Below are 25,129 nucleotides of genomic sequence, written 5' to 3'. Positions count from 1 at the left end.
TTGAGGCGACCGAGCGCATGGTCCGCGACCGGCTGAGCTGGATGCGCTTTTGTGGTCTCGGGATCGCCGATACGGTGCCGGACGCCAACACGCTCTGGGATTTCCGTGAGGCGCTGATCAAGGCGGATGCGCTGGATGCGCTGTTCAACGAACTTGACCGCGCCATCAACCAGGCCGGCTTTATCCCGCGAGCCGGTCAGATCGTTGACGCCAGTTTGATCGCCGCCCCGCGCCAGCGCAATTCGGATGGCGAGAAGGCGGCCATCAAGGCGGGCAAGACCGCACTGGAGATCTGGCCCGGCAAACCCGCGAAAGCGGCGCAGAAAGACACGAACGCGCGCTGGACGGTCAAGTATTCCAAGGCCAAGACCCGCGCCGACGGTTCCAGGCCAGTCGACATCGCCATCCCGATCTTCGGCTACAAGAGCCACATCTCCATCGACCGCCAGAATGGCATCATCCGGCGGCAGCTCGTCACGGACGCCTCCCAGCATGACGGTGCCCGCTTGCGGGAAGGCCTGATCCAGACCGCGAATACCGGGCGTGGCGTCTGGGCGGATACCGCGTATCGGTCGACTCAGAACGAGGCATGGCTGGAGGCCAACGGGATGAAGAGCGAGATCCACCGTAAGAAGCCCCGCGGGCGACCAATGTCGACGCCCACCTCCAGGGCGAACGGGCGCAAGTCGGTTGTACGCTCCAAGGTCGAGCATGTTTTCGGGCATCAGAAGGATCGCATGGGTCTGACCATCCGAACAATAGGGCTGGCCCGGGCCAGGGCGACGATCACGCTGGCCAACATGGTCTACAACATCGGCCGGCTGCGTTGGCTTCTCAGCCGAACGGCGCCGGCCTGACGCCAAGGGCGACCTGAAGCCACTGGCTTGCGCCAGCAGGCCCCCGTTCGCGGCTGCCATAAGCCCAACTCACGCTCAAAGGCCACCAAATCCGGGGTTATCGGAGGTGTCCANGCATCAGAAGGATCGCATGGGTCTGACCATCCGAACAATAGGGCTGGCCCGGGCCAGGGCGACGATCACGCTGGCCAACATGGTCTACAACATCGGCCGGCTGCGTTGGCTTCTCAGCCGAACGGCGCCGGCCTGACGCCAAGGGCGACCTGAAGCCACTGGCTTGCGCCAGCAGGCCCCCGTTCGCGGCTGCCATAAGCCCAACTCACGCTCAAAGGCCACCAAATCCGGGGTTATCGGAGGTGTCCAGTTCTTTCAAAGGGCCAGCCTCGAAACGCTTCCAGCCATGACGATAAACTGTATCTCGACGTGGGTAACGAAAGCTCTTTGAAATATAGAGCCTGTGTGGGATGCGATTGACGGCATACTCAAATTCCTCAAAATCGATTGGTGGCATGAACTGATCCGAAATCCTTCCTCACATTGAGCCTACAAGCTGAAGGTGTACTGCCGCAAGCCGAGCCTACAGCTCTCCTTCCTACCTTTTCTGCTGAATTTTGAATGTGATCGCGGACGAGACCGCGATCGCTTGCACAGAAGTCAGCCACGCCTCCGCTCCGCTCTAGCGCGCCTGGCATTTTCCGTTTGATTGGTCCGCCTGCCATCCGGCCGGCAATCTGAACACGGGTTCTGATGCCGCTGCGCGTCAGCCTCCACGGAGAAATCCGGTTCCTCCCGCGCGAGGCGCGGGCCCCTCCCAATTTCACCGCTCCGGCCCCGTGTGTCAGATCACCGTCCGGCCGCAGTCCGGGCTGCGCCCACCCTGCTTTGCCCTCCGGAAGACACGAGGTCTTCCGAAGTGAAAATCAGGGAAGGCTTCGCCACTGGCGGAACAGGAGGCGCGAGCGGGGATGTTGGAGACACGAAAAAGGAAAGGTTCTGCCGCAAATGGCAAAACTATGTGTCGCCCGACAATTTAGGAAGTGGCGGACCGAGGAGGATTCGAACCCCCGACCCCTTGATTCGTAGTCAAGTACTCTATCCAGCTGAGCTATCGGTCCACTGCGGCGGGGTTTAATCCTAGCATCGCACGGGCGCAACCCCAAAAACAAAAATAGTGCTCTGCCCCGCAACTTTCCCGCACAACGTCTTCCGGCGAGGTCAGAGCGTGCCGTCCCCCTTGGGCAGGCAGATTTCAAAAACGGTGCCTTGCGCGCCGGTTGCCTGCAGATTCACGGTGCCGCCGTGGCCGCGGGCCAGCTCGTCGGCAATCGCCAGCCCCAGGCCGGTACCGCCCTTGCGCGCGCCGCCCTGGAACGGGGTGAACAGATTGTCCTGCGCCTTCTTCGGCAGGCCCGGCCCGGAATCGGCCACGGTGATATACCAGGCATCGCCCTCTTCGCGCGCGTCCACCGTGATCCGCCCGGGCCGGCCGGCGGCGGCAATCGCCTGGCGGGCGTTGCGCACCAGGTTCAGGACGATGCGGAACAGCTGCTCCGGGTCGGCGCGCAGCATCATCGGCTTGGGCACCGCGTTGACGATCTCCAGCATCTCACTGTCCGCGGCCAGCAGCTCGCTTTCGGCGATGTCGGCGGTGATCTCGTGCAGGCAGACCACGCCGAATGTGGGCGACGGCTCTTCCGCCTTGCCGAACGCCAACGTGCCCTCGCACAGGGACACCGCGCGGGTGATCGAGTTCACCAGCTTCGGTGCCAGGCGGCGCACCAGCGGGTCCTCGCTCCTCTCGATGCGGTCGGTGAACAGCTGCGCCGAGGTCAGGATGTTGCGCAGGTCGTGGCTCACCTTGGCCACCGCGCCGCCCAGCTGGGCCAGCCGCTCGCGCTGTTTCAGCGCCTGGGTCAGCTCTGTCTGCAGCTGCATCAGCGCCTCCTCCGCCTCGCGCAGTTCCACCACGCTGGAGCTGGGATGGATGATGCCGCGCGCATCCTCCGGCGCCGCCGCATAGCGCTGCATGTAGCCGACCACGCTCTTGATCGGCTTCACCAGCACGATCCGCACCGCCCCGAACAGCAGCACCGCGGTAATGATCGAGATCACCGCGGAGAGAATCAGGATCCGCACCCCGTAGTCGATCATCGCGGTCCGCAGCGGTGCGGTTTCCATGGTGACCTCGATCAGCAGCCCGGCCTCGCGCACCGGCGCGCCGATCACGCGGATGATCTCATTCTCCGGGCGGGCCAGCCGCAGCATCGCGTCGCGGATCAGAGTCATCGCGCCTGCCATGCGCAGATCATAGGTGGCGGTGATCTCCCGCGGGATCGGCGAAGCCAGCATCAGCTGGCGGATCTCGTCGCGGCGCAGCACCACGTTGTAGACGCCCGCGTTCTCCAAGAGCTCCGCTTCCAGCTCGGTCTCCAGCATGTCATCGGCCAACAGCGCCAGCGAGGCGATCTGCGCCCGCTCCAGCCGGTCGGCCAGGTAGTCCTCGCGGAACCGCGCGATCGAGGGGACAAAGATCAGCACCTCGGCCAGCATCACGAAGACCGTGGTCAGGATCAGGAATCGGCCCGAAAGCGTGTTGAGCATGAAGCGGCCTTCAGTTCATGAAATCCAGCGCTGAACAAAGCGCACGGCGCGTTTAACAAAGCTACTCTCAAACAGCCGCGGGGAGAAATATGCCCCCGCCACCCGTTTGTTAATCTCGCTCATACTGGGATAAGGCGCAACCATTGCAGCCACTTGGCTCATTTTCAGGTTGTTGGCGATGGCCATCGACCACAAGCCGATAAGCTCGCCCGCCTGATGGCCTGCGATGGTCGCGCCCACGGGACGGCCCTTGACCACCATCACCTTGATAACCCCTTTGGTCTTGCGCTCGGCAACGGCGCGGTCGTTGTGGTGGTAGTCGAACCGTGCCACCTCAAGCTTCACCCCGTAACGATCACGCGCCTGCATTTCGGTCAGTCCCACCTGCGCCAGCTCCGGGTCGGTATAGGTGGCCCAGGGAATGTGGCTGGTCTTCGCCTTCGACGGCAGGCCGAACAAGGCGGAGCGGATAATGACGCTGGCGTGGTAACCCGCCACATGGGTGAACTGCATGCCCCCCGCCACATCGCCGATGGCATAGACGCGCTTGTTGGTGGTCAGCAGGCTCTCATCCACCTTGATGCCGTTGCCTTGCGTTTCAATTCCCGCCGCAGCCAGGTTCAGCCGCTCCGTATTGGCCTTGCGCCCCACCGCCATCAGCAGGTGGCTGCCCTTGAACCGGCTGCCATCCTTGGTCTCGACCTCGATCGCGCCCGCCTGACCGGAGACGCGGGAGACCATGGCGCCCTCGGCAATCTCCACGCCTTCTGTGCGCAAGGCATCCAGCACCAGCGCCGCGGCCTCGGGATCATCCTTGCCCAGCGCCTTGTAGCCCTCGATCACGGTGACCTTGCAGCCCAGCCGCACATGCGCCTGCGCCATTTCCATGCCGATCGGGCCGCCGCCGACGATCAGCAGATGCTCCGGCTTCTCGCGCAGGTCGAACAGCGTCTCGTTGGTCTCATAGGGGACCTTGTCCAGCCCCGGGATAGGCGGCACCAGCGGCGCCGAACCGGTGGCAATCACCACCCGCCGCGCTGTGATGCGGTAGTCTCCGGCGGCCACCTCGGCTTCCGAGACAAAATGCCCGAACTCGCGGATCACCCGCACGCCCAAACCCTCGAACCGCTCCTGGCTGTCGACCGGGGCGATGGTTTCGATGACCTGCTGCACATGATCCTTGGCCGCGGCGTAATCCGCCTGCGGCACCTGATCCGCCACGCCGAATTCCGCGGTATGTGCCTGCCTATGCGCCGCCTTGCCGCTCGCCAGCAGCGCCTTGGAGGGCACACAGCCGTAGTTCAGGCAGTCGCCGCCCATCTTGTGGCCTTCCAGCAGCACCACGTCAGCCCCCATCTGGCTGGCCCCTGCCGCCACCGACAGCCCGCCGGAGCCCGCTCCGATCACCAGAAGATCGCATGTGATGCTGTTCATATTCAGCTGTCCCTCTTCGCTTGGCCACGCAGGTTGCCGCGCACCGCTTTCACCAGGATCGGCATCGCCGCCAGCACACACAGTCCCAGGATCGGCCCGATCACATGCGGCTCCCACAACAGGCTAAGGTCCGGATCGCCGCCGCGGTCAAAGACAGAGCCGACCCCCACCCCGATCCAGGTAAAGACGATGGCCCCGGGAATGATCCCCGCCGCGGTGGTCCACAGGAAGTTGCGGAACTTCACCCCCACCAGCGCCGGCAGCAGGTTCGCCACGAAAAACGGCACCGCCGGCACCAGCCGCAAAAGCAAGAGCACCTCGATCTCGTTTTCCCGCAGCGCCTGTTTCAGCATCCGCACCCGGCCCTCGGCGGCCTCGATTCGCGCCGTCAGAACCGCCCCCAGCCCCATGCGCGCGGCCAGAAAGATGCCCGCCGCGCCGATAGTGGCTGAGACCACATTGAACGCGGTGCCCGCTGCCAGCCCGAACAGGAAGCCGCCGGTGACAGAGGCCACCGCCGCCCCGGGCAGCGAAAACACAACAATCACGATGTAAATCCCCATGAACAGCGCCACCAGGCCCAGGTAATTCTGGTCCCGGAACGCCATCAGCGCCTCGCGGTTGTCGCGCAGCGTGTCGAAGGTCAGGTAATCCTTCAGCACCGCCGCCCCGATCAGCGCCACCGCTGCCACCGCAATCAGCGGCAGATGCCGCGCAACGCCCGGTTTGCCGCCGTCCTGTTGCCTGGCCTCGGATTCTGTTTCCGGTGTATCTGTCATGCCGCCCATCTGGTCCGTGTCTGTTCCGCTCTGTCTGTTGCTACGTGTTAAATGGCTCTTTCGCGAGGGCGGTTCCGCCCGCCTCACAGGCGCTTGATCGCAACTGCGGATTCCGTGAGCTTTATGGCAGAATCACCGCCCCCGTGTTACAGCTGCTCTGTCCGGACAGGCCGTCCGGGGGCAGTTTTCGGCAGAAATGTTGCATATTGCCCAGGGCTGCCATCACAGCTGGGTATGATTTTTCACCTCAAAAGGTGATTTCCCGCCCCGCAGGGTTTGACTTGGCCGCCATTCCCTCCTAAAGACCGGGCTTCGAGATAGACCCCGGGCGGGCGATTCCGCGCACCCGAAGAAAAAATGTGGAGACCGGAGCGATGAAACGCACCTATCAGCCTTCGAACCTGGTTCGCAAACGCCGCCACGGCTTCCGTGCGCGCATGGCCACCAAAGCAGGCCGCAAGATCCTGAACGCACGCCGCGCCCGCGGCCGCAAAGAACTGAGCGCATAAGCTCAGTTCACGTTCTGACGGACATGACACCGCCGGAGGCCCCCAAGGACGGCAACGCTGCCCGCGGGGACACGCCTCCGGCGGTGTCCGTTTGCGCACCGGATGCGCCCAAGCTTGAGGTCATGGCCAAGCGCCGTGATTTCCTCGCCTGCGCCCGCCCCCCTGCCCGCAAGCAGGGCACCAAGGCGATGATGGTGCAGGGCCGCAACCGCAAGGACGATGGCGGCATCCGCATCGGCTTCACCTGCTCCAAGAAAGTCGGCAACGCGGTGGCCCGCAACCGCGCCAAGCGCAGACTGCGCGAGGCCGCCCGGATGATTCTGCCAGCCCATGGCCGCCCCGGCTGGGACTACGTGCTGATCGGCCGCGCAATTGAAACCGCCCAGCGCCCGTTCGAGGAGCTGAAGCGCGACCTGATCTACGCGCTGAAAAAGATCCACGGGCAGTAAAGCGGGCCAGCGCCTTCGGCGTGTTCCGGGCCTTGTCCATTGCTCAACAGCCGCCCTGCCCCTATCTATCCGCCATGACCCCGCTGGCCCATATCTTTGCCCTGCCTGTGCGCGCCTACCGGCTGCTGTTCTCGCCTTGGGTCGGCTTCAACTGCCGCTACCAGCCCACCTGCTCGGCTTATGCCTTGGAAGCGCTGGAGAAACACGGCGCCATCAAAGGCGTCTGGCTGACCGCGCGGCGCATCGGCCGCTGCCATCCCTTGGGCGGTGACGGCTATGACCCGGTGCCGGGCTGCGACCCGTCCCATGACCACGCTAAAACCGTCCGCAAAGACAAAGCGCAGGACCGCCCGGGCAGCTGAGCCCCGCTACTTCTTCTCGAAAAAGATCGTGACCTCCCCCAAGGTCACGCCAAAGCGGCTCATATAGGCCTTGTTCAGCAGGCGGCCGTCCTCCAGCAGCCACATCCAGTCATCAAAGGACACCCGCATGGTGCCGCCCCGCGGCACCGGCAGGTCGATAGTGTAGGCCCAATTGAAGGTGTCGCCGCGCTCCTCCCCGCGCGCGACCCCCTGCACGCCGTCTGCAGCGCCTTCCCAGGTGTCCTCGCCGGTCTTGGTCAGGGTCCAGATCCGCTGCTCGGTGGTGCCGTCGGAATAGCGGAAATCCTCCGTCAGGGTCAGCTTCTCACCATCCCATTCACCGGTGATATCCACCACAAACCGCCGCCGCACGGTGCCGAAGCGGTCCGCGAACTGCCCGTATGCCACCGTGCGCCCGTCGAAATACTCCTCGAGGTTCAGGCTCCTGCTGCTCAGCTTGCCGTCCAACAGGCTGGGCCGCCCGCAGGCAGTCAGCGCGGAAAGCCCCGCCATTCCAACCCCAAGTGCTGCCCAGCGCACCCACCGGCGCCGGGTTTCGCGTTTGTTTGCGGCCGTCATCACACGCCCCTTTCTCCGCGGTTTCGCTTTGCATCTCCCATCAGCTACGCAGCCGCCGCAGGTTTGGATGACTTTCCTTGCGCGGTGCACGGCCCGGGCCGCCGCCGCACGCCTTTTTTCCTTGGCAAAACGCCCGTCCTCGGCTAGGGCGCGGCCATGCTTGATGATGATCTGGACGAAATCCACCCGCTGTTTGCCGGCGCCCCCGCGACCACCGAGTTCAAGAAGCTCCGCAAGCGCATCGTGCGGTACGCGCGCGAGGCGATCGAGCAATACGGCATGGTGGAGCGGCGCGCGGACGGCAGCACGCCCAAGTGGCTGGTCTGCCTGTCGGGCGGCAAGGACAGCTATACCCTGCTGGCGGTTCTCTATGAGCTGAAGTGGCGCGGCCTGCTGCCGGTGGACCTGCTGGCCTGCAACCTGGATCAGGGCCAGCCGGGCTTTCCCGCCACCGTGCTGCCGGAGTTCCTGGAAAAGATGGGCGTGCCGCACCGGATCGAATATCAGGACACCTATTCCATCGTCGTCGACAAGGTGCCGCAGGGGCGCACCTACTGCGCGCTCTGCTCGCGCCTGCGCCGCGGCAACCTGTACCGCATCGCCCGCGAGGAGGGCTGCTCGGCGGTGGTGCTGGGCCATCACCGCGACGACATCCTGGAAACCTTCTTCATGAACCTGTTCCACGGCGGCCGCCTTGCGACCATGCCGCCCAAGCTGGTCAATGAGGAAGGCGACCTGTTCGTGTTCCGCCCGCTGGCCCATGTGGCAGAGGCCGACTGCGAAAAGTTCGCGCGTTCCATGAATTACCCGATCATCCCCTGCGACCTTTGCGGCAGCCAGGACGGGCTGCAGCGCCAGCAGGTCAAACAGATCCTGGACCAGTGGGAATCAAACTCTCCGGGCCGCCGCCAGGTGATGTTCCGGGCACTGATGAATGCGCGTCCGTCCCACCTTCTGGACCCGAAACTGTTCGATTTCGCTGGTCTTGAGCTGAAGAATGCCAATTCCGCGGAAGAAATACCGGAAATTCCCCAGCTGCGTTAACTCCCGGGTTATATCAGCACCTTAGTCTCGGGGCCGAACGACTGGCTGCAGACGAAAGGTCTGGGAATGACAAATACGGGTTCAGGCATTCTGGCACGCCTCAGGAAGACCCTTGCTCCCGCGGTTGCGGGCCCGGCGTTGCTTGCCTTTCTGCCCGCCCTGACTCTTGCCACTTTCTGGCTTGGCGGCGAAACGGCACTGCTGGCCGTTGCGCTGGGGCTGCCGGTCCTGTTTGCCGCCGCCGGCGGCTTCAGCAAGCTGGGCGGCAGCTCTGCGCCGCGCGACGCTGTCACCGGCATGATGCTGCGCGACGGGTTCGAGCAGGAAGCCGCCCGGATCCACGCCGAATGCAGTGAGGGCGGGCTGCGCTCTGCCATCTTCATTCTGGAGCTGGACGACCACCGGGAGCTGACGGACCGCCACGGGCAGGAGGCCGGCGACCGTTTCATGCAGCATTGCGGCGCGCAAATCGTGTCGGCACTGCGCCAGAATGACATCGTCGCCCGGATCAGTGACAGCCGTTTTGCGGTCTGCCTGGCGCCGACCCTGCAACTGGATCTGGAATTGTGCATTCAGCTGGCCGGGCGCATGCAGGCCGCCACGGAGGAACCCTTGCCGCTGGACGGCACCACCATCTACATGACCTCTTCGATGGGGTTCTGCCAGCACGGCCGCGTCCCCGGCGCGACTAGCACCGAATGGATCAGCGCCGCAGCTGCCGCCCTGTCTGAGGCGCAGGGTAACGGGCCTGGCGGCATCCGGGCCTTTTCCGCCGACATGCCGGGCCGCACCGGCAGCCGCTCCACCCTGCGCGAGGAAGCCGCGGCAGCGCTGGAAAGCGGCCAGATCCAGGCCTGGTTCCAGCCGCAAATCTGCACGGACACCGGCCGGGTGTCGGGGTTTGAGGCGCTGGCACGCTGGCTGCACCCGGTGCAGGGGCTGATCCCGCCCTCGACCTTCCTGCCCGCGCTGGAGGAGGCCGGGCTGATGGACCGGCTGAGCCAGGTGATGCTCTACAACGCGCTGGTCGCCATCAAGGCCTGGGATGACGCCGGGGTGACGGTGCCTTGCGTCGGCGTGAACTTCGCCACCCAGGAATTGCGCAACCCGGGCCTCTCGGGCCGCATCAAATGGGAGCTGGAGCGCTTCGGCCTGTCCGCTGACCGCCTGTGCGTGGAAATTCTGGAAACGGTGATGACTGACCAGCCTGACGATGTGGTCACCCGCAACATCCTCGCCCTCAGCGAAATGGGCTGCCCGATCGACCTCGACGATTTCGGCACCGGCCATGCCTCGATCTCCGCGGTGCGCCGCTTCAACATTTCCCGGATCAAGATCGACCGCACCTTCGTGATGAAGGCGGACCAGGATCCCGAGCAGCAGAAACTGATCTCCGCCATCCTGACAATGGCCGAGCGGCTGGAGCTCGACACCCTGGCCGAAGGGGTCGAAACCGCTGGTGAGCACGCGCTGCTGGCACAGCTCGGCTGCGGCCACGTGCAGGGCTTCGGCATCGGCCGCCCGATGCCGTTCGACCAGACGCTGGACTGGATCACCGCCCATGAGGCCAAGCTGCAGGATGCGCCGGTGATCGGCCGCCGGACCCCCTGAACGCTCAATTCCTTTGAGTTTCTGCCGCAGCTGAGCTCTTTGACGGGCCGCTGCACCGCGATTCTGCTTGACCTTTGCGGCCCACCTCTGTTGAACCCCACGTGTCCTTCCCTACACGAGGTGGCAGTCCCCAATGGACGATCAGAACAAAAATCTTATTCTCGCAACCGTACTCAGCTTTCTGGTGATCCTCGGGTGGTATACCTTCTTCCCGCCGCCGGAACCGGAACAGGCACCGGAAACCGCGATTGTTGAAACCGCTCCGGCCGGCGATACCGCCGCCGCGCCCAGCGCAGCGGGCGCCGATGCGGTGGCAGACACCGCCCCGGAACAGGCCGCCGCGCCGGATGCGCCGCGCGTCGCCATCGACACGCCCCGCGTCACCGGCAGCATCTCGCTGCAGGGCGGCCGGATCGACGACCTGTCGCTGAAGGACTACCGCGAGACGCTCGATGAGAATTCCCCGATCGTCAAACTGCTGAAGCCTGTGGGCGAGGCCGGCGCCTATTACGCGCTCTACGGCTGGGCACCGGGCGCAGGGCTGACACTGGACGACGTGCCGGGCGCCAACACCATCTGGTCTGCCCCGAACGGCGCCACCCTGTCCCCCGACAGCCCGGTGACCCTAACCTGGGACAACGGCAAGGGCCTGACCTTCTCCCGCACCATCGCGGTCGATCAGGACTACATGTTCTCGGTCACCCAGTCGGTTGCCAACGCCTCCGGCGGCACCGTGTCGCTGGCGCCCTACGGCACCCTGGCCCGCCACGGCCAGCCCGCGGGGTTAAAGAATTTCTTCATCCTGCACGAGGGCCTGGTCGGCATGACCGACGGCGAGCTGGCCGAGACCGACTATGACGACATGGCTGATTTCGACCCCGATCCGCGCGACGGCTCCAAATCCAGCGTCAAGCAGGTCGAGGCCAACGGCTGGATCGGTTTCACCGACCACTACTGGATGTCGACGCTGGTGCCCGCCCCGGGCCAGGGCTTCCGCTCGATTGCCAAGTTCGACGAGCGCCGCGAGATCTTCCAGACCGACATCGTGCTGCCGACCGTCACCGTTGCGGAGGGCCAGTCCACTGAAGTCACCACCCAGCTGTTTGCCGGCGCCAAGGAATGGGACGCCATCCGCGGCTATGAGAAAGCGGGCATCGAGGGCTTCCTGGACGTCATCGACTGGGGCTGGTTCTTCTTCCTGACCAAGCCGATGTTCTGGCTGCTGCACAACCTGAACGTCCTGATCGGCAACATGGGCTGGGCGATCATCGGCCTGACCGTGGTGATCAAGATCCTGGTGTTCCCGCTGGCTTATAAATCCTACGCCTCCATGGCCAAGATGAAAGAGCTGCAGCCGGAGATGGAGAAGCTCAAGGAACGCGCCGGCGACGACCGCCAGAAGATGCAAAAGGAGATGATGGAGCTCTACAAGAAGGAGAAGGTGAACCCCGCCGCGGGCTGTCTGCCGATCCTGATCCAGATCCCGATCTTCTTCTCGCTCTACAAGGTGATCTTCGTCACCCTGGAACTGCGCCACGCGCCCTTCTTCGGCCCCTTCCAGGACCTCAGCGCGCCGGACCCGACCTCGATCATGAACCTGTTCGGCCTGCTTCCCTTTGCGGCCCCGGCACCGGAAAGCGTGCTGGCGCTGGTCTTCATCGGCATCCTGCCGATCCTGCTCGGCATCTCGATGTGGCTGCAGCAGAAGCTGAACCCGGCGCCCACCGACCCGACCCAGCAGATGATCTTTGCCTGGATGCCCTGGGTGTTCATGTTCATGCTCGGCGGCTTCGCCTCCGGCCTGGTGGTCTACTGGATTGCCAACAACACGATCACCTTCACCCAGCAGTATCTGATCATGCGCAGCCACGGCTATACGCCGGACGTGTTCGGCAACATCAAGTCGAGCTTCAAGAAGAAGCCCAAGGCTGAGAAGGAATGACCCATCAGGTCACAGACATCTGGCGCCACCCGCTCAAATCCCATGGGCGGGAGGCACTGGAAAACGTCACCATGATCGCCGGGCAGACCATGCCCGGCGACCGTGTTTGGGCGGTTGCCCATGACAGCTCCAAGGCGGACGACACCGCCTGGGCGCCCTGCCAGAATTTCACCCGTGGTGCCAAGGCGCCCCAGCTGATGGCCATCGATGCCCGGCTGGATGATGTCTCCGGCCAGCTGACCCTGCGCCACCCGGACCGTCCCGAGCTGACCTTTGATCCCGACGCGGCCGAGGACCTGCCGCGGTTCCTGGACTGGAGCCAGCCGCTGCTGCCCGCCAACCGCGCCGCGTCGGCCCGCATCGTGCGGGTGCCGGGACGCGGCATGACCGACACCGATTTCCCCTCAATCACCCTGTGCAACTGGGCTTCCCACCGCGCGGTGGAGCAGGCCATCGGGCATGACCTCTCTCCCCTGCGCTGGCGCGGCAATATCTGGTTCGACCTGGATGATCCTTGGGCCGAAAACGAATGGCTGGGCCGCGAGGTGCAAGTCGGCGAAGCTGTCTTTGCGGTGCGCGAGCGGGTGGTGCGCTGCCAGGCAACCACCGCCAACCCCGAAACCGGCGAACGCGACGCCGATACGCTCAAGACCCTCAAGGACAATTGGGGCCACCAGGATTTCTCGGTCTATGCCGAGGTGGTGCGCGGCGGCGGGATCCGCCTGGGCGACGCGGTAAAGGTGCTGTGATGCAGATGCAATTTTCCCTGGCCGAAGCGCCGGATGATATCTCCGCCGAGAAAGGCCGCAAGCTGTTTGCCGGCGAGACCGAGTTCCTGAAGGGCGTGGTGGCAATGAACGGCCTGCCGGACGCCGACCGGGTGGAGGTCTGCTTTGCCGGCCGCTCCAACGTCGGCAAGTCGAGCCTGATCAACGCGCTGACCGGCACCAAGGGGATCGCGCGCGCCTCCAACACGCCAGGCCGCACGCAGGAGATCAACTTCTTCACCCAGGGGCCGGAGCTGTATCTGGTCGACCTGCCCGGCTATGGCTATGCCAACGCGCCGCTCAAGGTGGTGGAGCAATGGCAGAAGCTGCTGAAGCGCTACCTGTCGGGTCGCCAGAACCTGCGCCGCGCCTTTGTGCTGATCGACAGCCGCCACGGTGTGAAGGCGGTGGATGACGAGATCATGAAGCTCCTGGACAGCTCCGCCGTCACCTTCCAATGCGTGATGACCAAGGCCGACAAGGTCAAGGAAAGGGAACGCGCCAAGGTGCTGGAACAGGTGAAGGGCGCGCTGGCGAAACACCCCGCAGCCTACCCCGAGATCGTGCTGACCTCCTCCGAGAAAGGCGACGGCATCGCCACCCTGCGCTCGATCATCGCGGGGCTCTGACTGACGTGCTGCGCCGCCTGCCCTCCCTGCTGGTTGTGATCGCCCTGGCCGTGGCCGGGCTGATCCCCTCCGGCTGGATGCCGGCCTCGGCGCAGGACGGCAAGGTGCTTCTGGTGATTTGTACCGGCCACGGCCCGGTGGAAACCTGGGTCGATCTGGACAGCGGCGAACCCCATGCGCCTGCCGAGCAGATGGAGGACCGCAGCTGTCCCTTCGCCGCGCTTGGCGCGGTGGCGCTGCTGCCGGACAGCCTGATTGACCTAAACCTGGACACGCCTCTCGGCGACCGCTGGTCGCGCGAGGCCTTCACCCATCACACCGCCGGTTTCCACTGGCGCTATGATGCCCGCGGCCCGCCCGCACTCTCCTGATTTTCCGAACAAACTGACATTTCCGCCGGCGTCCCGCGCGTCCGGCCCCGTTCTGGTATGGAGAAACCCAATGGCAACCAGCCAACCGCAATCCGTGGACCAATCGCGTCCGCTGTCCAAAAAATTTTACGCCGCCGTCTGGCGCTGGCACTTCTATGCAGGCCTGTTTGTGATCCCCTTCCTGATCATGCTGGCCGTCACCGGCCTGATGATGATGTTCATCACCCAATTCGACGGCCGCGACGGCGAGAAGATCACCGTTACCCAAGGCCCCGCCGAACTGACCCTGGCTGAGCAGGAGGCCGCCGTATTGGCCGCGCAGCCCGGCACCATCGCTGAATGGATCGGCCCCAAGGCCCCCGATCTGGCCGCCGTGTTCCGGGTGAAAACCGATGACGGCCAGCGCCTGGTCGCGCTGGACCAGTACAGCGGCGAGGTGATCGAGGTCTGGGACCGCCGCGCAGGCTGGTACGATCTGGCCGACAACATCCACTCCACCCTGCTGATCGGCGACACCGGCGACCGGCTGATCGAAATCGCCGCCGGTTTGGGCATCGTGCTGGTGCTGACCGGCCTCTACCTGTGGTGGCCGCGCGGCAATGCCATCGTCGCCCTTATCCCCAACCTCCGCGCCCGCGGCCGTGCCCTGTGGAAGAACCTGCACGCCGTCACCGGCTTCTGGATGTCGGCTTTGCTGGTGATCTTCCTGATCTCGGGCCTGTCGTGGACCGGCATCTGGGGCGGCCAGATGATGCAGGCCTGGAGCACCTTCCCGGCGGCAAAATGGGACAACGTGCCCCTGTCCGATGACATCCACGCCAGCATGAACCACGGGTCCACCAACGACGTGCCCTGGGCGCTGGAGCAGACCCCGATGCCCGCCTCCGGCTCTGACGCGGGCATCACCGGCGTCACTGAGGGTGCGCCCGTGGATGCTGCCAGCCTGATCGCCCTGGGCCGCGCACTGGGGATGGAGGGCCGCTTCCGCCTTGCCTACCCCGGCGGTGAAACAGGTGTCTGGACCCTCAACCGCGACAGCATGAGCGGCGACGGCGACAGCCCGTTCATCGACCGCACCGTGCATGTCGACCAGTACAGCGGCAAGATCCTGGCGGATGTGAAATACGACGACTATTCCTGGGCGGGCAAGGCGATGGCGGTCAGCATCCCCTTCCACATGGGCCTGATGGGCACCTGGAGCTTCCTGCTGAACGTGGTGTTCTGCCTGGCGGTTATCTTTGTCTGCGTCTCCGGCCTGGTGATGTGGGTCAAGCGCCGCCCCGCCGGTGCCGCCCGCCTGGCCGCGCCGCCGGAACCGGCAGAGATGCCGTTCTGGAAGGGCGCCGCGCTGATCGCGGTGCTGGTCTCGCTGGCCTTCCCGCTCACCGGCCTGGCGCTGCTGGCCGCGCTTGCGTTCGACGTGCTGCTGCTCGGCAACCTGCCGGTGCTGAAACGCGCGGTGAGCTGAACAAGCGCACAGGGCAGCGCCCGCCCCGTGGGGGGCGGGACGGGCGCTGCCCGGCCTTCACGGCCGGGCGGTAGATCTGCGGTTACACGTGCTGCGCGCCGTTCACCTCGATCTCGGTGCCGGAGATGTAGGAGCTTCCCTCCGAGCACAGAAAATAGATGGCTGAGGCCACCTCCTCCGGCTGGCCCAGCCGCTGCATCGGCAGCTTCTCGACGATTTTCTCGGTGCCGGGCGACAGGATCGAGGTCTCCACCTCTCCCGGCGCAATCGCGTTGACCCGCACGCCCATCGGCCCGAAATCATGCGCCATCTCCCGCGTCAGCGCCGCCAGCGCCGCTTTCGACGTGGCATAGGCGGCCCCGGCAAAGGGATGCACCCGGCTGCCCGCGATCGAGGTCACGTTGACCACCGAGCCCTTGGCCGCCGCCAGCTCTTCCTTCAAGCCGCGGGCCAGCACCACCGAGGCAAAGAAGTTCACGTGAAACACCTTGCCCCAGTCCATCAGATCGGTGTTGAGCGTGCTCAGCCGTTCCCCATTCGGCCCCTTGGGCGAAATCCCCGCATTGTTGACCAGGGCATCCAGCCGCCCGTCCAGCAACTCCTGGATCCGGCCCACCGCGTTGATCGTGTCCGACGGGTCCGACAGGTCCAGCTGCACATGGTTCTCCTGGCCGCCGCCCCAGGGGCATTCCTGCGGGAACGGCTGCCGCGAGCAGGTGATCACCCGCCAGCCCTCGGAATTGAAACGGCGCACGGTGGCATGGCCGATGCCGCGGCTGGCACCGGTGAGCAGCAGGGTTTTCTGGCGCATGGCGCAGCTCCGTGTAAGGTGGTATCCGGGCTGCAGCCTAGCACCCGCACGGGCCGCTGCAACGGCGCATTTGCGCAGCCGCTTGGCAGCACGCCCGGAAACGCGTAACACCCCCTGTCAGAGGGACCCCAGCGATGAAGAAACAGAATATGAACCGCGATTGGATTGCCACTGCCGAAACCCTGTCGAGCGCGCTGCCGTATTTCCAGCGATTCTCCGGGGCGATTGTCGTCATCAAGCTGGGCGGCCACGCCATGGGCAGCGACGAGGCGATGGAGACCTTTGCCCGCGACATCGTGCTGATGCGCCAGGTCGGGGTGAACCCGGTGATCGTGCACGGCGGCGGGCCGATGATCAATGCGATGCTGGAAAAGCTGCAGATCAAATCCGAATTCGTGAACGGCAAGCGGGTGACTGATGCCGCCACCATGGACGTGGTGGAAATGGTGCTGTCCGGCGTCGTCAACAAGCGCATCGTGCAGGCAATCAACAGCCAGGGCGGCCGCGCCGTCGGCCTGTCGGGCAAGGACGCCAACCTGATCACTTGCGACCAGGCCGACCCGGACCTGGGCTTTGTCGGCGCGCCGGCGGAGATGGACCCCAAGGTGCTGCACGGGCTGTTCGAGAAGAACATGATCCCGGTCATTGCCCCCATCGGCGCCGGCCGGGGCGGCGAGACCTACAACATCAACGGCGACACCGCCGCCGGCGCCATTGCCAAAGCGCTGCAGGCCGACCGCCTGCTGCTGCTGACCGATGTGGCCGGCGTCAAGAACGCCGACGGCGAAGTGGTGACGGAGCTGAAGGCGGCGGATGTCGAGGAAATGACCGCCAGCGGCGTCATCGCCGGCGGCATGATCCCCAAGACCGAAACCGCGCTGGATGCGGTCCGCGGCGGCGTGCGCGCCTGCATCATCGTCGACGGGCGAGTGCAGAACGCAGTGCTGCTGGAGCTGTACACCGAACACGGCGCGGGGTCGATGATCCGCGCTTGATGGCGCGCCACCGGCATACCAAGAGGGCGCTGCCCCTCTTGGCTCTCCCGGGGCCAATCCGCTCCGGGATGTTTTCAGCCGGATGAACCAGGGATCCGCGGATCAGCTTCCCGGCGCCTTGTAAGCGCTGGCGAATTTGCCCGCCTTCTCCTGCATTTCCTTGAACTCATCCGCGGTGAACGCCCGGACGGTCTTAAGGTTGCTAACCGCGCCGCTGGCGCCGGTCGCCAGCAAGGCTGCCAGCAGGTTGGAGACGTCATCGATCGTGACCTTGATCGAGAAATCATTTTCCCCCGTGGTCAGATAAAAGCTCTCCAGCTTGCCGCCTGCCGCTTCGACAAGGGCACGGGCCGCGGCCTCGCGGTTGCTGGGGCTGTCGAGCATCGCCTTCATCGCAGAAGACGTGTAGTTTCCGGTCACGATAAATCTTGGCATTCTGACACTCCCTGGGGCGGAAGATGCAGGCCGGCTGCAGGCACGATGCCGGATAGTCCGGCCTGCATGCCCCGCAGGGATCATAGCACGGATCACGTTTCCGGCATATGAGGAAGCCCGGTCCGGCCTGCAAAGGGCTTGCCTTCAGCCGGATATTGCGCATCGCTGGCGTTATGGAGCATGAAGCCCTGATCCGCCTGGGGGCCTTTCTGGCCCTGCTGTTGCTGTTCGCGGCGGCAGAGGCCCGGGCGCCGCGGCGCGCCCGCAGCCTGCCGCGGCAGCGGCGCTGGCTGACCAACCTGTCGATTTCAGTGCTCAACACGCTGACCCTGCGGGCGCTGGCGGTTGGGCTGCCGCTGCTGGCGGTCGGGGCGGCACTGGATGCGGCGGCGCATGGCTGGGGGCTGCTGAACGCAATGCGCTGGCCAGCCTGGGCAGAGGTGCTGCTGGCGGTGCTGGTGCTGGACTTCGCAATCTGGCTGCAGCATCTGATCACCCACAAGGTGCCCGTCCTGTGGCGGCTGCACCGGGTGCATCATGCCGACCGCGACATGGACGTGACCACCGCGGTGCGCTTCCACCCGGTGGAAATCGCGCTGTCGATGCTGGTGAAATGCGGGCTGGTCTATCTGCTGGGGCCATCGGCCCTGGCGGTGCTGCTGTTCGAGATCCTGCTGAACGGAACTGCGTTGTTCACCCACGCCAACCTGGCCCTGCCGCCGCGGCTCGACCGGGCGCTGCGGCTGCTGCTGGTGACACCGGACATGCACCGGGTGCATCACTCGCAGCTGCGGGCCGAGCACGACAGCAACTACGGCTTTGCGCTGTCGGTCTGGGACCGGATCTTCGGCACCTATACTGCCCAGCCCGGCCAGGGGCATGACGGCATGACCGTTGGGCTGGAGTGGCAGGACGGGCGGCCTGCCCGGCTGGGCTGGAGCCTGCTGTTGCCGTTCCGCCGCCGCTGAACGCCGGCAGCAGGAAGACGCCGGCAGGCCAGACATGGGCGTTTTTGCCCTGCGCCGCCGCCGGGCGGCTGCTAGTCTCCCTCAAAGCCACCTGACCGGGACGCCGCCGATGAGCCTGACCGAAACATCTGCCGCCTGCTTTGACGGCAGCCCGCTGTATCCCGCCGCGGCAGAAACCGGCCTGGCCGTTCAAGGCGCCCTGCACCCAAACCGCCAGCCGGTTCAGTTGCTGGACGGTGGCACCCTGCTGCTGCTGGGCACTGACGGCGCCTTCTGGCCCCTGTTCCAGTCCAGCCCGGAGTACGGCGACGGTGCCCCGGACCCGGTCGACCGCTGGTCCGCTCGGGTGATCGGCGCGCTGGCACGGACGCTGGGCGGCACCGCCTACTTTCCCTTTGGCGGGCCGCCCTATACGCCTTTCATCAACTGGGCGCTGGCGACGGGGCGGTTTTTCACATCACCGTCACAGATGCTGGTGCATGATCAGGCGGGCATGATGATTTCCTTGCGCGGGGCCATTCATTTCAAACAGGAATTTGACATCCCCCCTGCACCTTTGGCACAGTCCCCCTGCGACAGCTGCCCCTCCCGACCCTGCCTTGCCGCCTGCCCAGCCGGCGCCCTGGCCGACGGAGGCCCCTACGATCTGGCGGCCTGCCACGCGCATCTCGACACCAGCGCAGGCGCCGGCTGCATGTCCGGCGGCTGCCTTGCCCGGCTGGCCTGCCCGCTCAGCCGCGCCGCCCGCCGCGACCCGGACCAAACCGCACATCACATGAGGCATTTTCACCCGTAATGACCTGCACCCTGATCCTGACCCGCCACGCCAAATCCGCCTGGGACACCAATGTCCCCAGCGACCACGCCCGCCCCCTGAACAAGCGCGGACGCCGCTCAGCCCCGGCCATTGCCGCCTGGATGCGCGAATGCGGCTACCTGCCGGATCAGGTGATCTCCTCCTCAGCCCAGCGCACCCGCGAGACCTGCGAACTGATGGACCTCGGCGTGCCAGCACGTTTCACCGAACGTCTGTACCACGCCAATTCCGATATCATCTTCAAGGTGCTGAGCGAGGCCGAGCAGAAGCGGGTCATGGTGATCGGCCACAACCCCGGCATCGCCGCCTTTGCCCATACCATCGTCGCCAGCCCGCCCGATCATGCGCGTTTCGACGACTATCCCACGGGTGCGACGCTGGTGGCGGAGTTCAATATCCCTAACTGGCGGGAACTGAGCTGGAGCAGCGGCAAGGTCATCGATTTTGCGGTGCCGCGGGAGCTCTTGGGCGAATAAGCCCTGCGGCAAGCTGGCGCATCCCGCGCGGGAGGCCCCTGGCACCCGTGCAAGAGCGTGACTAGATAGTCAGCCGGACAGACATTTGCCGGACTGGAGACCGTTATGCACCGCCGTTCCCTGCTGCTGGCCGCAGCCGCCCTGCCCCTCACCGCGCTGCCGGGATTTGCCGCGGCAGCAGAGCCCATCCAAATCATGAAGTCGCCCAGCTGCGGCTGCTGCACCGCCTGGGCAGACCATCTGGCCGCCGCCGGTTTCCGGACCGAAGTCCGCGATATTGCAGATGAGGACCTGTGGGCAATGAAGGAGCGGCTGGGTGTCAGCGGCGATCTGGCGTCCTGCCACACCGCGATGGCCGGCCCCTATGTGATCGAGGGCCATGTGCCGGCAAGCGACATCCAGCGGCTGCTGACGGAGCAGCTCGCGGCGCTGGGGCTGAGCGTGCCGGGGATGCCGATCGGCTCGCCGGGGATGGAAATGGGCGGCGAGCGCGAGGCGTTTAACACCCTGCTGATCCTGGCTGATGCCACCGCCGAAGTATTCGCCAGCCACCCCTGAGCAAGGATCCCTGAACGGAAAAAAGGCCGGGCAAATGCCCGGCCTTTCTGTTTCGCGGCTCTGGCGCCTCAGTGGCCCAGGATCTGGCTGAGGAACAGCTTGGTGCGGTCGCTCTTCGGGTTGTTGAAGAACTCTTCCGGCTCGTTCTGCTCCACGATCTGGCCCGCGTCCATGAAGATCACCCGGTTCGCCACCTGGCGGGCAAAGCCCATCTCGTGGGTCACGCAGAGCATGGTCATACCTTCCTCGGCCAGTTCGATCATGGTGTCGAGCACCTCCTTGATCATCTCCGGGTCGAGCGCCGATGTCGGTTCATCGAACAGCATGATGCGCGGCTTCATGCACAGCGAGCGCGCGATCGCCACACGCTGCTGCTGGCCGCCCGAGAGCTGGCCAGGATATTTATGGGCCTGCTCGGGGATCTTCACCTTCTCCAGGAAATGCATCGCCGTCTCGATCGCCTCTTTCTTCGGCGTTTTGCGCACCCAGATCGGCGCCAGGGTGCAGTTCTCGAGGATGGTCAGATGCGGGAAAAGGTTGAAGTGCTGGAACACCATGCCGACCTCGGACCGGATCTTGTCGATGTTCTTGAGGTCGTTGGACAGTTCGGTGCCATCCACCACGATCTTGCCCTGCTGGTGCTCTTCCAGCGCGTTCAGGCAGCGGATCAGGGTGGATTTGCCGGACCCCGACGGGCCGGCGATCACGATCCGCTCGCCGCGGTTGACGGTCAGATTGATGTCGCGCAGCACGTGGAAGGACCCGTACCACTTGTTCATGTTGCTGATTTCAATGGCGACCTCGTCGCTCACCTGCATTTTGGAGCGGTCGATTTCGCGGTCGGTCATAAGTTCAGACATATGTTGAACTCCTTAACGGTGGCCAGTCTGAAGCTTGCGCTCCAGGTACATGGAATAGCGGGACATGGAGAAGCAGAAGACAAAGAACAGCAGGGCGATAAAGCCGTAGAGTTCCCAGACGATGCCGTTCCAGTTGGCGTCCGCGCGGATGGCGTTGGAGAGGCCCAGCGGGTCGAGAAGTCCGATGATCGAGACCAGCGTGGTGTCCTTGAAGACGCCGATGAAGGTCGAAACGATGCCCGGGATCGAGATCTTCAGCGCCTGCGGCATGATGATCAGCCGTTGCGCCTGCCAGTAGTTGAGGCCAAGCGAGTCGGCGCCCTCGTACTGTCCTTTGGGCAGGGCCGCCAGGCCGCCGCGGATCACCTCGGCCATATAGGCCGACGCAAACAGCGTCACCATGATCAGCACCCGCAGGATGATGTCGAAATTGGTGCCGGGCGGCATGAAGATGTTCAGCAGCGTCGAGGCCACGAACAGCAGCGTGATCAGCGGCACCCCGCGGATGAACTCGATAAAGCCCACGCAGATGTATTTGACGATCAGAAGGTCGGACTGACGGCCGAGCGCCAGCACGATGCCGATCGGCAGGGAGCAGGCAATTGCCACCACACCGATGGTCACCGACAGCATGAAGCCGCCGAACTTGCGGCTTTCGACCGCTTCAATGCCGATCGGCAGGATCGAATCCACGATGCCGGCAACGGGCGCTGCCAGGAACAGCCACCAGATGACCGCCGTTGCAACAGCCACGATCACACCGATCAGCGTGCTGGCTTTCTCCGACAGCACCTTGAACAGCAGCCCGCCGATCACGAAGCCCGCCAGCGCCGCGATGGGCATCCAGATGGTGCCGCCCCACAACAGCCAGGGGAAGATGAACGGGTAGAGCGCCGAAAAGATCAAGAGCTGCGACGGCACCTTGTCCGAGAACAGCACCGGGGCCAGCGCCGCGCCCAGAAGAACGAAAGCGGCAATCGGGCGCCAGTACAGATGGCTCGGGTAGAAGCCGAAAATCAGCTGGATCCAGCGTTCCTTGATCACGCCCCAGCAGGCGCCGTGGGCATCGCCATGGCCCGCTGCCGCCAGCGTTTCACGGCAGTTCGACAGCGAGGTGCCTTCCCAGGTTGGCGACAGAATCCACGGGATCACCGCCGCCAGCACGAAGTAGATCGCGGCAATCGAGGCGATGGTCAGGATGGAGTTGAACCAGTTTGAGAACAGGTTGTGGCGCATCCAGCCGACCGCGCCGACCTCAGAGGCCGGGGGGTCCTGCTCCGGAAGCATGGTGTCGCGCACAAAGGCGACGGTATGGGAATGGGTACCGCTCATCTCAGCGCTCCTTCAGCTTCACGGCTTCGTTATACCAGTTCATGACCGCCGAAATGCTCAGCGAAATGGCCAGGTACACCAGCATCAGGAGCAGAACGCATTCCAGCTCGCGGCCGGTCTGGTTCATGGTGATGCCGCCCAGGGTGCCGGTGATGTCCATGTAGCCCACGGCAATCGCCAGCGACGAGTTCTTGGTCAGGTTCAGGTAGTTGGAGATCAGCGGCGGGATGATCACCCGCAGCGCCTGCGGCAGGATGACAAGGCGCATGATCCGGTTGGAGCGCAGGCCCAGAGCCGATGCGGCCTCGGTCTGGCCCTTGGAGATCGCCATGATGCCCGCACGCACGATTTCAGCAATGAAGGCCGCGGTGTACAGCGAGAGTGCCAGCCACAGCGCGATCAGAGAGTTGCGCAGATGGGTGCCGCCCTGGAAGTTGAAGCCTTTCAGCGCGGGATAGCCGAGGTGGAACCCGAGGGCGATCAGCAGCACCAGCATCGGCCCCACGATGATTGCGGTGCGGACATGCCAGGTCTTGGGGCGATCACCGGTTGCTTCCTGGATGCGGTTGGCGCGCAGCGTGACCCGGTGGGCGGCCCAAAGGCTGAGGCCCAGCACCACCAGGATCGCGATCAGGTCCAGGCTGACATCAAAGCGCAGCGAGGACTGGCCCAGCAGGTGGATGTCGCCCAGAGAGCGCGAGAACAGCGGCTCGGGGATGTAGACGCCGCGGTTGGTCACGGCAACGCTGTCCATCAGGCTCATCGTCGCCTCGGGGGACTCGCCCCGGAACGCACTTGGCGCCGGCAGGGTTTCGATCAGGATGGCCATCACGAAGACGATCCACAGCAGCACCGGCACGTTGCGGAACATCTCGACGTAGATCGTCATCAGGCGGGCAACCAGCCAGTTCGAAGACAGCCGCAGAACACCAATGATGACGCCGAGGACGGTTGCGGTGATGCAGCCCAGCACCGCAACGACCAGAGTGTTCAGAAGCCCCATCAGCGCAGCCCGCAAGTGGGTGTCGCGTGAGGTGTATTCCAGCAACCTTTGGTTGATGTCATAGCTGGCAGGTTCAGAGAAGAAGCCGAAATCGATCGGCTTGCCCAGCGCAGCCAGGTTGCTGAGCGTGTTGTTGATCAGCCAGGCTGCCAGAAGCATGAACCCGAACATGGCGATGACCTGGATGGTCCCCGACCGGTAGCGGGTGTCATAAAGGAGCATGGACAGCCGGAACTGCTCCTTCGGCGGGTCAGTAAGCGTTGACATATATTGTGATCCCCTGACTCCGGCGTCCTGATCCTGGCGGGGTTGTCCCCGCTCCGCAGCTTGCCGGAGCTTTTTTCAGATAGGAAAAGGGCGCAGGAATGTCCTGCGCCCCTCCCGGTGGTGTGGTTAGCGGAACGGCGGAGCGTACAGCAGGCCGCCTTCGGTCCATTGGGCGTTCAGGCCGCGGGCCAGGCCGACCGGAGTGTCTTCGCCGATGTTCTTGGCAAAGATCTCGCCGTAGTTGCCCTGAGCGGCAATCGCGTTCTTGGCCCAGTCAGCCGACAGTCCCAGCATTTCGCCCAGGGTGCCCTCGGTGCCCAGCAGGCGGTTGATTTCCGGGTTCTCGGTGCCGGCTGCCATCTCGCTCAGGTTGGCCGAGGTGATGCCCAGCTCTTCTGCCGCGACCAGCGCGTTCAGCGACCAGCGGACAACATCGCCCCACTCGTGGTCGCCGTGGCGGACCAGCGGGCCCAGCGGCTCCTTGGAGATGATTTCCGGCAGGATCACGTGACCGGCCGGATCGTCGAAGGTGGCGCGGGTTGCAGCCAGGCCGGAGGCGTCAGTGGTGTAGACGTCACAGGCGCCTGCCAGGTACTGCTGCTGCGCTTCGGCGTTGGTTTCGATCGGAACCGGCTCGTACGAGATGTTGTTGGAGCGGAAGAAGTCCGCCAGGTTCAGCTCGGTGGTGGTGCCGGTCTGGATGCAGACGGTGGCGCCGTCCAGTTCCTTGGCCGAGGACACGCCCAGCTCTTTCGGGACCATGAAGCCCTGGCCGTCATAGTAGTTGACGCCCACGAATTCGAACTTCAGGTCGACGTCGCGGCTGAAGGTCCAGGTGGTGTTGCGGGCCAGCATGTCGATCTCGCCGGACGCCAGCGCGGTAAAGCGGGTCTTGCCGGTGGTCGGCACGAATTCGACAGCGTTGGAGTCGCCCAGCACGGCTGCAGCCACAGCACGGCACACGGCAACGTCGAAGCCTTCCCATTCACCGTTTGCATTCGGGGCCGCAAAGCCGACCAGACCGGTGGTGACGCCGCAGTTCAGCTTGCCGCGGGCCTTGACGTCGTCCAGCGTGCCGGCGGATGCCGCGCCAGCCGCAAGACCGGCAAAGGTCATTGCGCCCAAAATAACGGATTTTTTCATATTTACCTCTTCCTGATAGCCCGCCATTCGGCGGTTCTTATTCTCCGGCGATCCCCCGCCGG

Annotated in this window: 27 protein-coding genes, 1 tRNA gene and 1 pseudogene; 17 read left to right on the top strand and 12 right to left on the bottom strand. The window is 64.7% G+C overall.

Annotation, left to right across the window (positions count from 1 at the left end; genetic code table 11):
• Both GKC28_RS16565 and GKC28_RS26455 read left to right on the top strand, forming a co-directional pair.
• On the top strand, window positions 1–857 hold an 857-nt coding region (locus GKC28_RS16565), incomplete at its 5' end, for an IS5 family transposase (RefSeq protein ID WP_174148102.1).
• Between the two features lie 118 nt (window positions 858–975).
• Window positions 976–1,107: pseudogene (locus GKC28_RS26455) on the top strand (IS5/IS1182 family transposase); the annotation flags it as partial.
• A 75-nt stretch (window positions 1,108–1,182) separates the two neighbouring features.
• On the opposite strand, the gene GKC28_RS16555 reads toward GKC28_RS26455, so the two are convergent.
• From GKC28_RS16555 to GKC28_RS16535, 5 genes are all read right to left on the bottom strand, one after another.
• Window positions 1,183–1,368 carry a hypothetical protein gene (locus tag GKC28_RS16555; protein WP_174148101.1) on the bottom strand — a complete coding sequence of 62 codons (186 nt, stop codon included), beginning with the start codon at window positions 1,366–1,368 and terminating at the stop codon, window positions 1,183–1,185.
• 527 nt (window positions 1,369–1,895) lie between these two features.
• A tRNA-Arg gene (locus GKC28_RS16550) sits at window positions 1,896–1,972 on the bottom strand.
• 100 nt (window positions 1,973–2,072) lie between these two features.
• A complete protein-coding gene (locus tag GKC28_RS16545; RefSeq protein WP_174148100.1) occupies window positions 2,073–3,458 on the bottom strand; it encodes a HAMP domain-containing sensor histidine kinase in 1,386 nt (461 codons plus the stop codon).
• A 15-nt stretch (window positions 3,459–3,473) separates the two neighbouring features.
• Window positions 3,474–4,892, bottom strand: coding sequence for an NAD(P)/FAD-dependent oxidoreductase (locus GKC28_RS16540; RefSeq protein WP_174148099.1), 1,419 nt, complete (start codon window positions 4,890–4,892; stop codon window positions 3,474–3,476).
• Between the two features lie 2 nt (window positions 4,893–4,894).
• Window positions 4,895–5,671, bottom strand: coding sequence for a TVP38/TMEM64 family protein (locus tag GKC28_RS16535; protein ID WP_174148098.1), 777 nt, complete (start codon window positions 5,669–5,671; stop codon window positions 4,895–4,897).
• Between the two features lie 374 nt (window positions 5,672–6,045).
• Here GKC28_RS16535 and rpmH point away from each other — a divergent pair, with 374 nt between their 5' ends.
• From rpmH to yidD, 3 genes are all read left to right on the top strand, one after another.
• Complete coding sequence (gene rpmH, locus GKC28_RS16530) at window positions 6,046–6,180, top strand: 50S ribosomal protein L34 (protein ID WP_008554144.1); 135 nt, start codon at window positions 6,046–6,048, stop codon at window positions 6,178–6,180.
• Between the two features lie 23 nt (window positions 6,181–6,203).
• Complete coding sequence (gene rnpA, locus GKC28_RS16525; protein WP_174148097.1) at window positions 6,204–6,629, top strand: ribonuclease P protein component; 426 nt, start codon at window positions 6,204–6,206, stop codon at window positions 6,627–6,629.
• Window positions 6,630–6,703: 74 nt separating this feature from the next.
• Window positions 6,704–6,991 carry a membrane protein insertion efficiency factor YidD gene (gene yidD / locus GKC28_RS16520; RefSeq protein WP_174148106.1) on the top strand — a complete coding sequence of 96 codons (288 nt, stop codon included), beginning with the start codon at window positions 6,704–6,706 and terminating at the stop codon, window positions 6,989–6,991.
• A gap of 6 nt (window positions 6,992–6,997) precedes the next feature.
• Here yidD and GKC28_RS16515 read toward each other — a convergent pair whose 3' ends face one another.
• Complete coding sequence (locus GKC28_RS16515) at window positions 6,998–7,504, bottom strand: DUF3833 domain-containing protein (protein WP_254604275.1); 507 nt, start codon at window positions 7,502–7,504, stop codon at window positions 6,998–7,000.
• Window positions 7,505–7,726: 222 nt separating this feature from the next.
• Between GKC28_RS16515 and ttcA the strand changes: the two genes are divergently transcribed.
• The 7 genes from ttcA (at window position 7,727) to GKC28_RS16480 (ending at window position 15,402) form a co-directional block, all read left to right on the top strand.
• Window positions 7,727–8,614 (top strand): tRNA 2-thiocytidine(32) synthetase TtcA, encoded by an 888-nt coding sequence (ttcA, locus tag GKC28_RS16510; RefSeq protein WP_174148095.1) that lies wholly within the window; start codon window positions 7,727–7,729, stop codon window positions 8,612–8,614.
• A 66-nt stretch (window positions 8,615–8,680) separates the two neighbouring features.
• Window positions 8,681–10,225: a bifunctional diguanylate cyclase/phosphodiesterase gene (locus tag GKC28_RS16505; RefSeq protein ID WP_174148094.1), complete on the top strand. Its 1,545-nt coding sequence runs from the start codon at window positions 8,681–8,683 to the stop codon at window positions 10,223–10,225.
• Window positions 10,226–10,358: 133 nt separating this feature from the next.
• Complete coding sequence (gene yidC / locus GKC28_RS16500) at window positions 10,359–12,167, top strand: membrane protein insertase YidC (protein ID WP_174148093.1); 1,809 nt, start codon at window positions 10,359–10,361, stop codon at window positions 12,165–12,167.
• A complete protein-coding gene (locus GKC28_RS16495; RefSeq protein WP_174148092.1) occupies window positions 12,164–12,916 on the top strand; it encodes an MOSC domain-containing protein in 753 nt (250 codons plus the stop codon). Before yidC ends, GKC28_RS16495 begins: the two co-directional genes overlap by 4 nt.
• Window positions 12,916–13,563: a ribosome biogenesis GTP-binding protein YihA/YsxC gene (yihA, locus tag GKC28_RS16490; protein ID WP_174148091.1), complete on the top strand. Its 648-nt coding sequence runs from the start codon at window positions 12,916–12,918 to the stop codon at window positions 13,561–13,563. Before GKC28_RS16495 ends, yihA begins: the two co-directional genes overlap by 1 nt.
• Window positions 13,564–13,568: 5 nt before the next feature.
• Complete coding sequence (locus GKC28_RS16485) at window positions 13,569–13,934, top strand: DUF2946 family protein (RefSeq protein ID WP_174148090.1); 366 nt, start codon at window positions 13,569–13,571, stop codon at window positions 13,932–13,934.
• Window positions 13,935–14,004: 70 nt separating this feature from the next.
• Window positions 14,005–15,402, top strand: a complete 1,398-nt coding sequence (locus GKC28_RS16480; RefSeq protein ID WP_174148089.1) for a PepSY domain-containing protein — start codon at window positions 14,005–14,007, stop codon at window positions 15,400–15,402.
• Window positions 15,403–15,484: 82 nt separating this feature from the next.
• Here the strand turns inward: GKC28_RS16480 and GKC28_RS16475 are convergent, their stop codons facing one another.
• On the bottom strand, window positions 15,485–16,213 hold the full coding sequence (locus GKC28_RS16475; protein ID WP_174148088.1) for an SDR family NAD(P)-dependent oxidoreductase: 729 nt from the start codon (window positions 16,211–16,213) through the stop codon (window positions 15,485–15,487).
• A gap of 134 nt (window positions 16,214–16,347) precedes the next feature.
• Between GKC28_RS16475 and argB the strand changes: the two genes are divergently transcribed.
• On the top strand, window positions 16,348–17,208 hold the full coding sequence (gene argB / locus GKC28_RS16470; protein WP_174148087.1) for an acetylglutamate kinase: 861 nt from the start codon (window positions 16,348–16,350) through the stop codon (window positions 17,206–17,208).
• Window positions 17,209–17,310: 102 nt separating this feature from the next.
• Here argB and GKC28_RS16465 read toward each other — a convergent pair whose 3' ends face one another.
• Complete coding sequence (locus GKC28_RS16465; RefSeq protein ID WP_174148086.1) at window positions 17,311–17,643, bottom strand: GYD domain-containing protein; 333 nt, start codon at window positions 17,641–17,643, stop codon at window positions 17,311–17,313.
• 173 nt (window positions 17,644–17,816) lie between these two features.
• On the opposite strand from GKC28_RS16465, the gene GKC28_RS16460 reads away from it, so the two are divergent.
• The 4 genes from GKC28_RS16460 to GKC28_RS16445 all read left to right on the top strand — a co-directional run bounded on the left by GKC28_RS16460 (window position 17,817) and on the right by GKC28_RS16445 (window position 20,462).
• Window positions 17,817–18,611, top strand: coding sequence for a sterol desaturase family protein (locus GKC28_RS16460; RefSeq protein WP_174148085.1), 795 nt, complete (start codon window positions 17,817–17,819; stop codon window positions 18,609–18,611).
• Window positions 18,612–18,720: 109 nt separating this feature from the next.
• Window positions 18,721–19,407, top strand: a complete 687-nt coding sequence (locus GKC28_RS16455) for a ferredoxin (RefSeq protein WP_174148105.1) — start codon at window positions 18,721–18,723, stop codon at window positions 19,405–19,407.
• Complete coding sequence (locus GKC28_RS16450) at window positions 19,407–19,904, top strand: histidine phosphatase family protein (protein ID WP_174148084.1); 498 nt, start codon at window positions 19,407–19,409, stop codon at window positions 19,902–19,904. Before GKC28_RS16455 ends, GKC28_RS16450 begins: the two co-directional genes overlap by 1 nt.
• A gap of 105 nt (window positions 19,905–20,009) precedes the next feature.
• A complete protein-coding gene (locus tag GKC28_RS16445) occupies window positions 20,010–20,462 on the top strand; it encodes a DUF411 domain-containing protein (protein ID WP_174148083.1) in 453 nt (150 codons plus the stop codon).
• 68 nt (window positions 20,463–20,530) lie between these two features.
• On the opposite strand, the gene GKC28_RS16440 is transcribed toward GKC28_RS16445, so the two are convergent.
• The 4 genes from GKC28_RS16440 to GKC28_RS16425 form a co-directional block, all read right to left on the bottom strand.
• On the bottom strand, window positions 20,531–21,322 hold the full coding sequence (locus GKC28_RS16440; RefSeq protein ID WP_302480804.1) for an amino acid ABC transporter ATP-binding protein: 792 nt from the start codon (window positions 21,320–21,322) through the stop codon (window positions 20,531–20,533).
• 12 nt (window positions 21,323–21,334) lie between these two features.
• Entirely contained in the window at window positions 21,335–22,654 is a 1,320-nt protein-coding gene (locus tag GKC28_RS16435; RefSeq protein WP_174148082.1) for an amino acid ABC transporter permease, read from the bottom strand.
• 1 nt (window position 22,655) lies between these two features.
• A complete protein-coding gene (locus GKC28_RS16430) occupies window positions 22,656–23,924 on the bottom strand; it encodes an amino acid ABC transporter permease (protein WP_174148081.1) in 1,269 nt (422 codons plus the stop codon).
• A gap of 126 nt (window positions 23,925–24,050) precedes the next feature.
• A complete protein-coding gene (locus GKC28_RS16425) occupies window positions 24,051–25,067 on the bottom strand; it encodes an amino acid ABC transporter substrate-binding protein (protein WP_174148080.1) in 1,017 nt (338 codons plus the stop codon).
• Between the last annotated feature and the right edge of the window lie 62 nt (window positions 25,068–25,129).

It is taken from the genome of Leisingera sp. ANG59 (assembly GCF_013317235.1).
Taxonomy (GTDB): Bacteria; Pseudomonadota; Alphaproteobacteria; order Rhodobacterales; family Rhodobacteraceae; genus Leisingera.
This window is presented reverse-complemented; position numbering and strand designations above follow the sequence as displayed.

What these genes read in the sequence shown, in the direction of transcription:
- GKC28_RS16555 (WP_174148101.1), bottom strand. Translation starts at nt 1,368, where the DNA reads ATGCCACCAATCGATTTTGAGGAATTTGAGTATGCCGTCAATCGCATC.
- GKC28_RS16545 (WP_174148100.1), bottom strand. Translation starts at nt 3,458, where the DNA reads ATGCTCAACACGCTTTCGGGCCGATTCCTGATCCTGACCACGGTCTTC.
- GKC28_RS16540 (WP_174148099.1), bottom strand. Translation starts at nt 4,892, where the DNA reads ATGAACAGCATCACATGCGATCTTCTGGTGATCGGAGCGGGCTCCGGC.
- GKC28_RS16535 (WP_174148098.1), bottom strand. Translation starts at nt 5,671, where the DNA reads ATGACAGATACACCGGAAACAGAATCCGAGGCCAGGCAACAGGACGGC.
- rpmH (WP_008554144.1), top strand. Translation starts at nt 6,046, where the DNA reads ATGAAACGCACCTATCAGCCTTCGAACCTGGTTCGCAAACGCCGCCAC.
- rnpA (WP_174148097.1), top strand. Translation starts at nt 6,204, where the DNA reads ATGACACCGCCGGAGGCCCCCAAGGACGGCAACGCTGCCCGCGGGGAC.
- yidD (WP_174148106.1), top strand. Translation starts at nt 6,704, where the DNA reads ATGACCCCGCTGGCCCATATCTTTGCCCTGCCTGTGCGCGCCTACCGG.
- GKC28_RS16515 (WP_254604275.1), bottom strand. Translation starts at nt 7,504, where the DNA reads ATGGCGGGGCTTTCCGCGCTGACTGCCTGCGGGCGGCCCAGCCTGTTG.
- ttcA (WP_174148095.1), top strand. Translation starts at nt 7,727, where the DNA reads ATGCTTGATGATGATCTGGACGAAATCCACCCGCTGTTTGCCGGCGCC.
- GKC28_RS16505 (WP_174148094.1), top strand. Translation starts at nt 8,681, where the DNA reads ATGACAAATACGGGTTCAGGCATTCTGGCACGCCTCAGGAAGACCCTT.
- yidC (WP_174148093.1), top strand. Translation starts at nt 10,359, where the DNA reads ATGGACGATCAGAACAAAAATCTTATTCTCGCAACCGTACTCAGCTTT.
- GKC28_RS16495 (WP_174148092.1), top strand. Translation starts at nt 12,164, where the DNA reads ATGACCCATCAGGTCACAGACATCTGGCGCCACCCGCTCAAATCCCAT.
- yihA (WP_174148091.1), top strand. Translation starts at nt 12,916, where the DNA reads ATGCAGATGCAATTTTCCCTGGCCGAAGCGCCGGATGATATCTCCGCC.
- GKC28_RS16480 (WP_174148089.1), top strand. Translation starts at nt 14,005, where the DNA reads ATGGCAACCAGCCAACCGCAATCCGTGGACCAATCGCGTCCGCTGTCC.
- GKC28_RS16475 (WP_174148088.1), bottom strand. Translation starts at nt 16,213, where the DNA reads ATGCGCCAGAAAACCCTGCTGCTCACCGGTGCCAGCCGCGGCATCGGC.
- argB (WP_174148087.1), top strand. Translation starts at nt 16,348, where the DNA reads ATGAAGAAACAGAATATGAACCGCGATTGGATTGCCACTGCCGAAACC.
- GKC28_RS16465 (WP_174148086.1), bottom strand. Translation starts at nt 17,643, where the DNA reads ATGCCAAGATTTATCGTGACCGGAAACTACACGTCTTCTGCGATGAAG.
- GKC28_RS16460 (WP_174148085.1), top strand. Translation starts at nt 17,817, where the DNA reads ATGGAGCATGAAGCCCTGATCCGCCTGGGGGCCTTTCTGGCCCTGCTG.
- GKC28_RS16455 (WP_174148105.1), top strand. Translation starts at nt 18,721, where the DNA reads ATGAGCCTGACCGAAACATCTGCCGCCTGCTTTGACGGCAGCCCGCTG.
- GKC28_RS16450 (WP_174148084.1), top strand. Translation starts at nt 19,407, where the DNA reads ATGACCTGCACCCTGATCCTGACCCGCCACGCCAAATCCGCCTGGGAC.
- GKC28_RS16445 (WP_174148083.1), top strand. Translation starts at nt 20,010, where the DNA reads ATGCACCGCCGTTCCCTGCTGCTGGCCGCAGCCGCCCTGCCCCTCACC.
- GKC28_RS16440 (WP_302480804.1), bottom strand. Translation starts at nt 21,322, where the DNA reads ATGTCTGAACTTATGACCGACCGCGAAATCGACCGCTCCAAAATGCAG.
- GKC28_RS16435 (WP_174148082.1), bottom strand. Translation starts at nt 22,654, where the DNA reads ATGAGCGGTACCCATTCCCATACCGTCGCCTTTGTGCGCGACACCATG.
- GKC28_RS16430 (WP_174148081.1), bottom strand. Translation starts at nt 23,924, where the DNA reads ATGTCAACGCTTACTGACCCGCCGAAGGAGCAGTTCCGGCTGTCCATG.
- GKC28_RS16425 (WP_174148080.1), bottom strand. Translation starts at nt 25,067, where the DNA reads ATGAAAAAATCCGTTATTTTGGGCGCAATGACCTTTGCCGGTCTTGCG.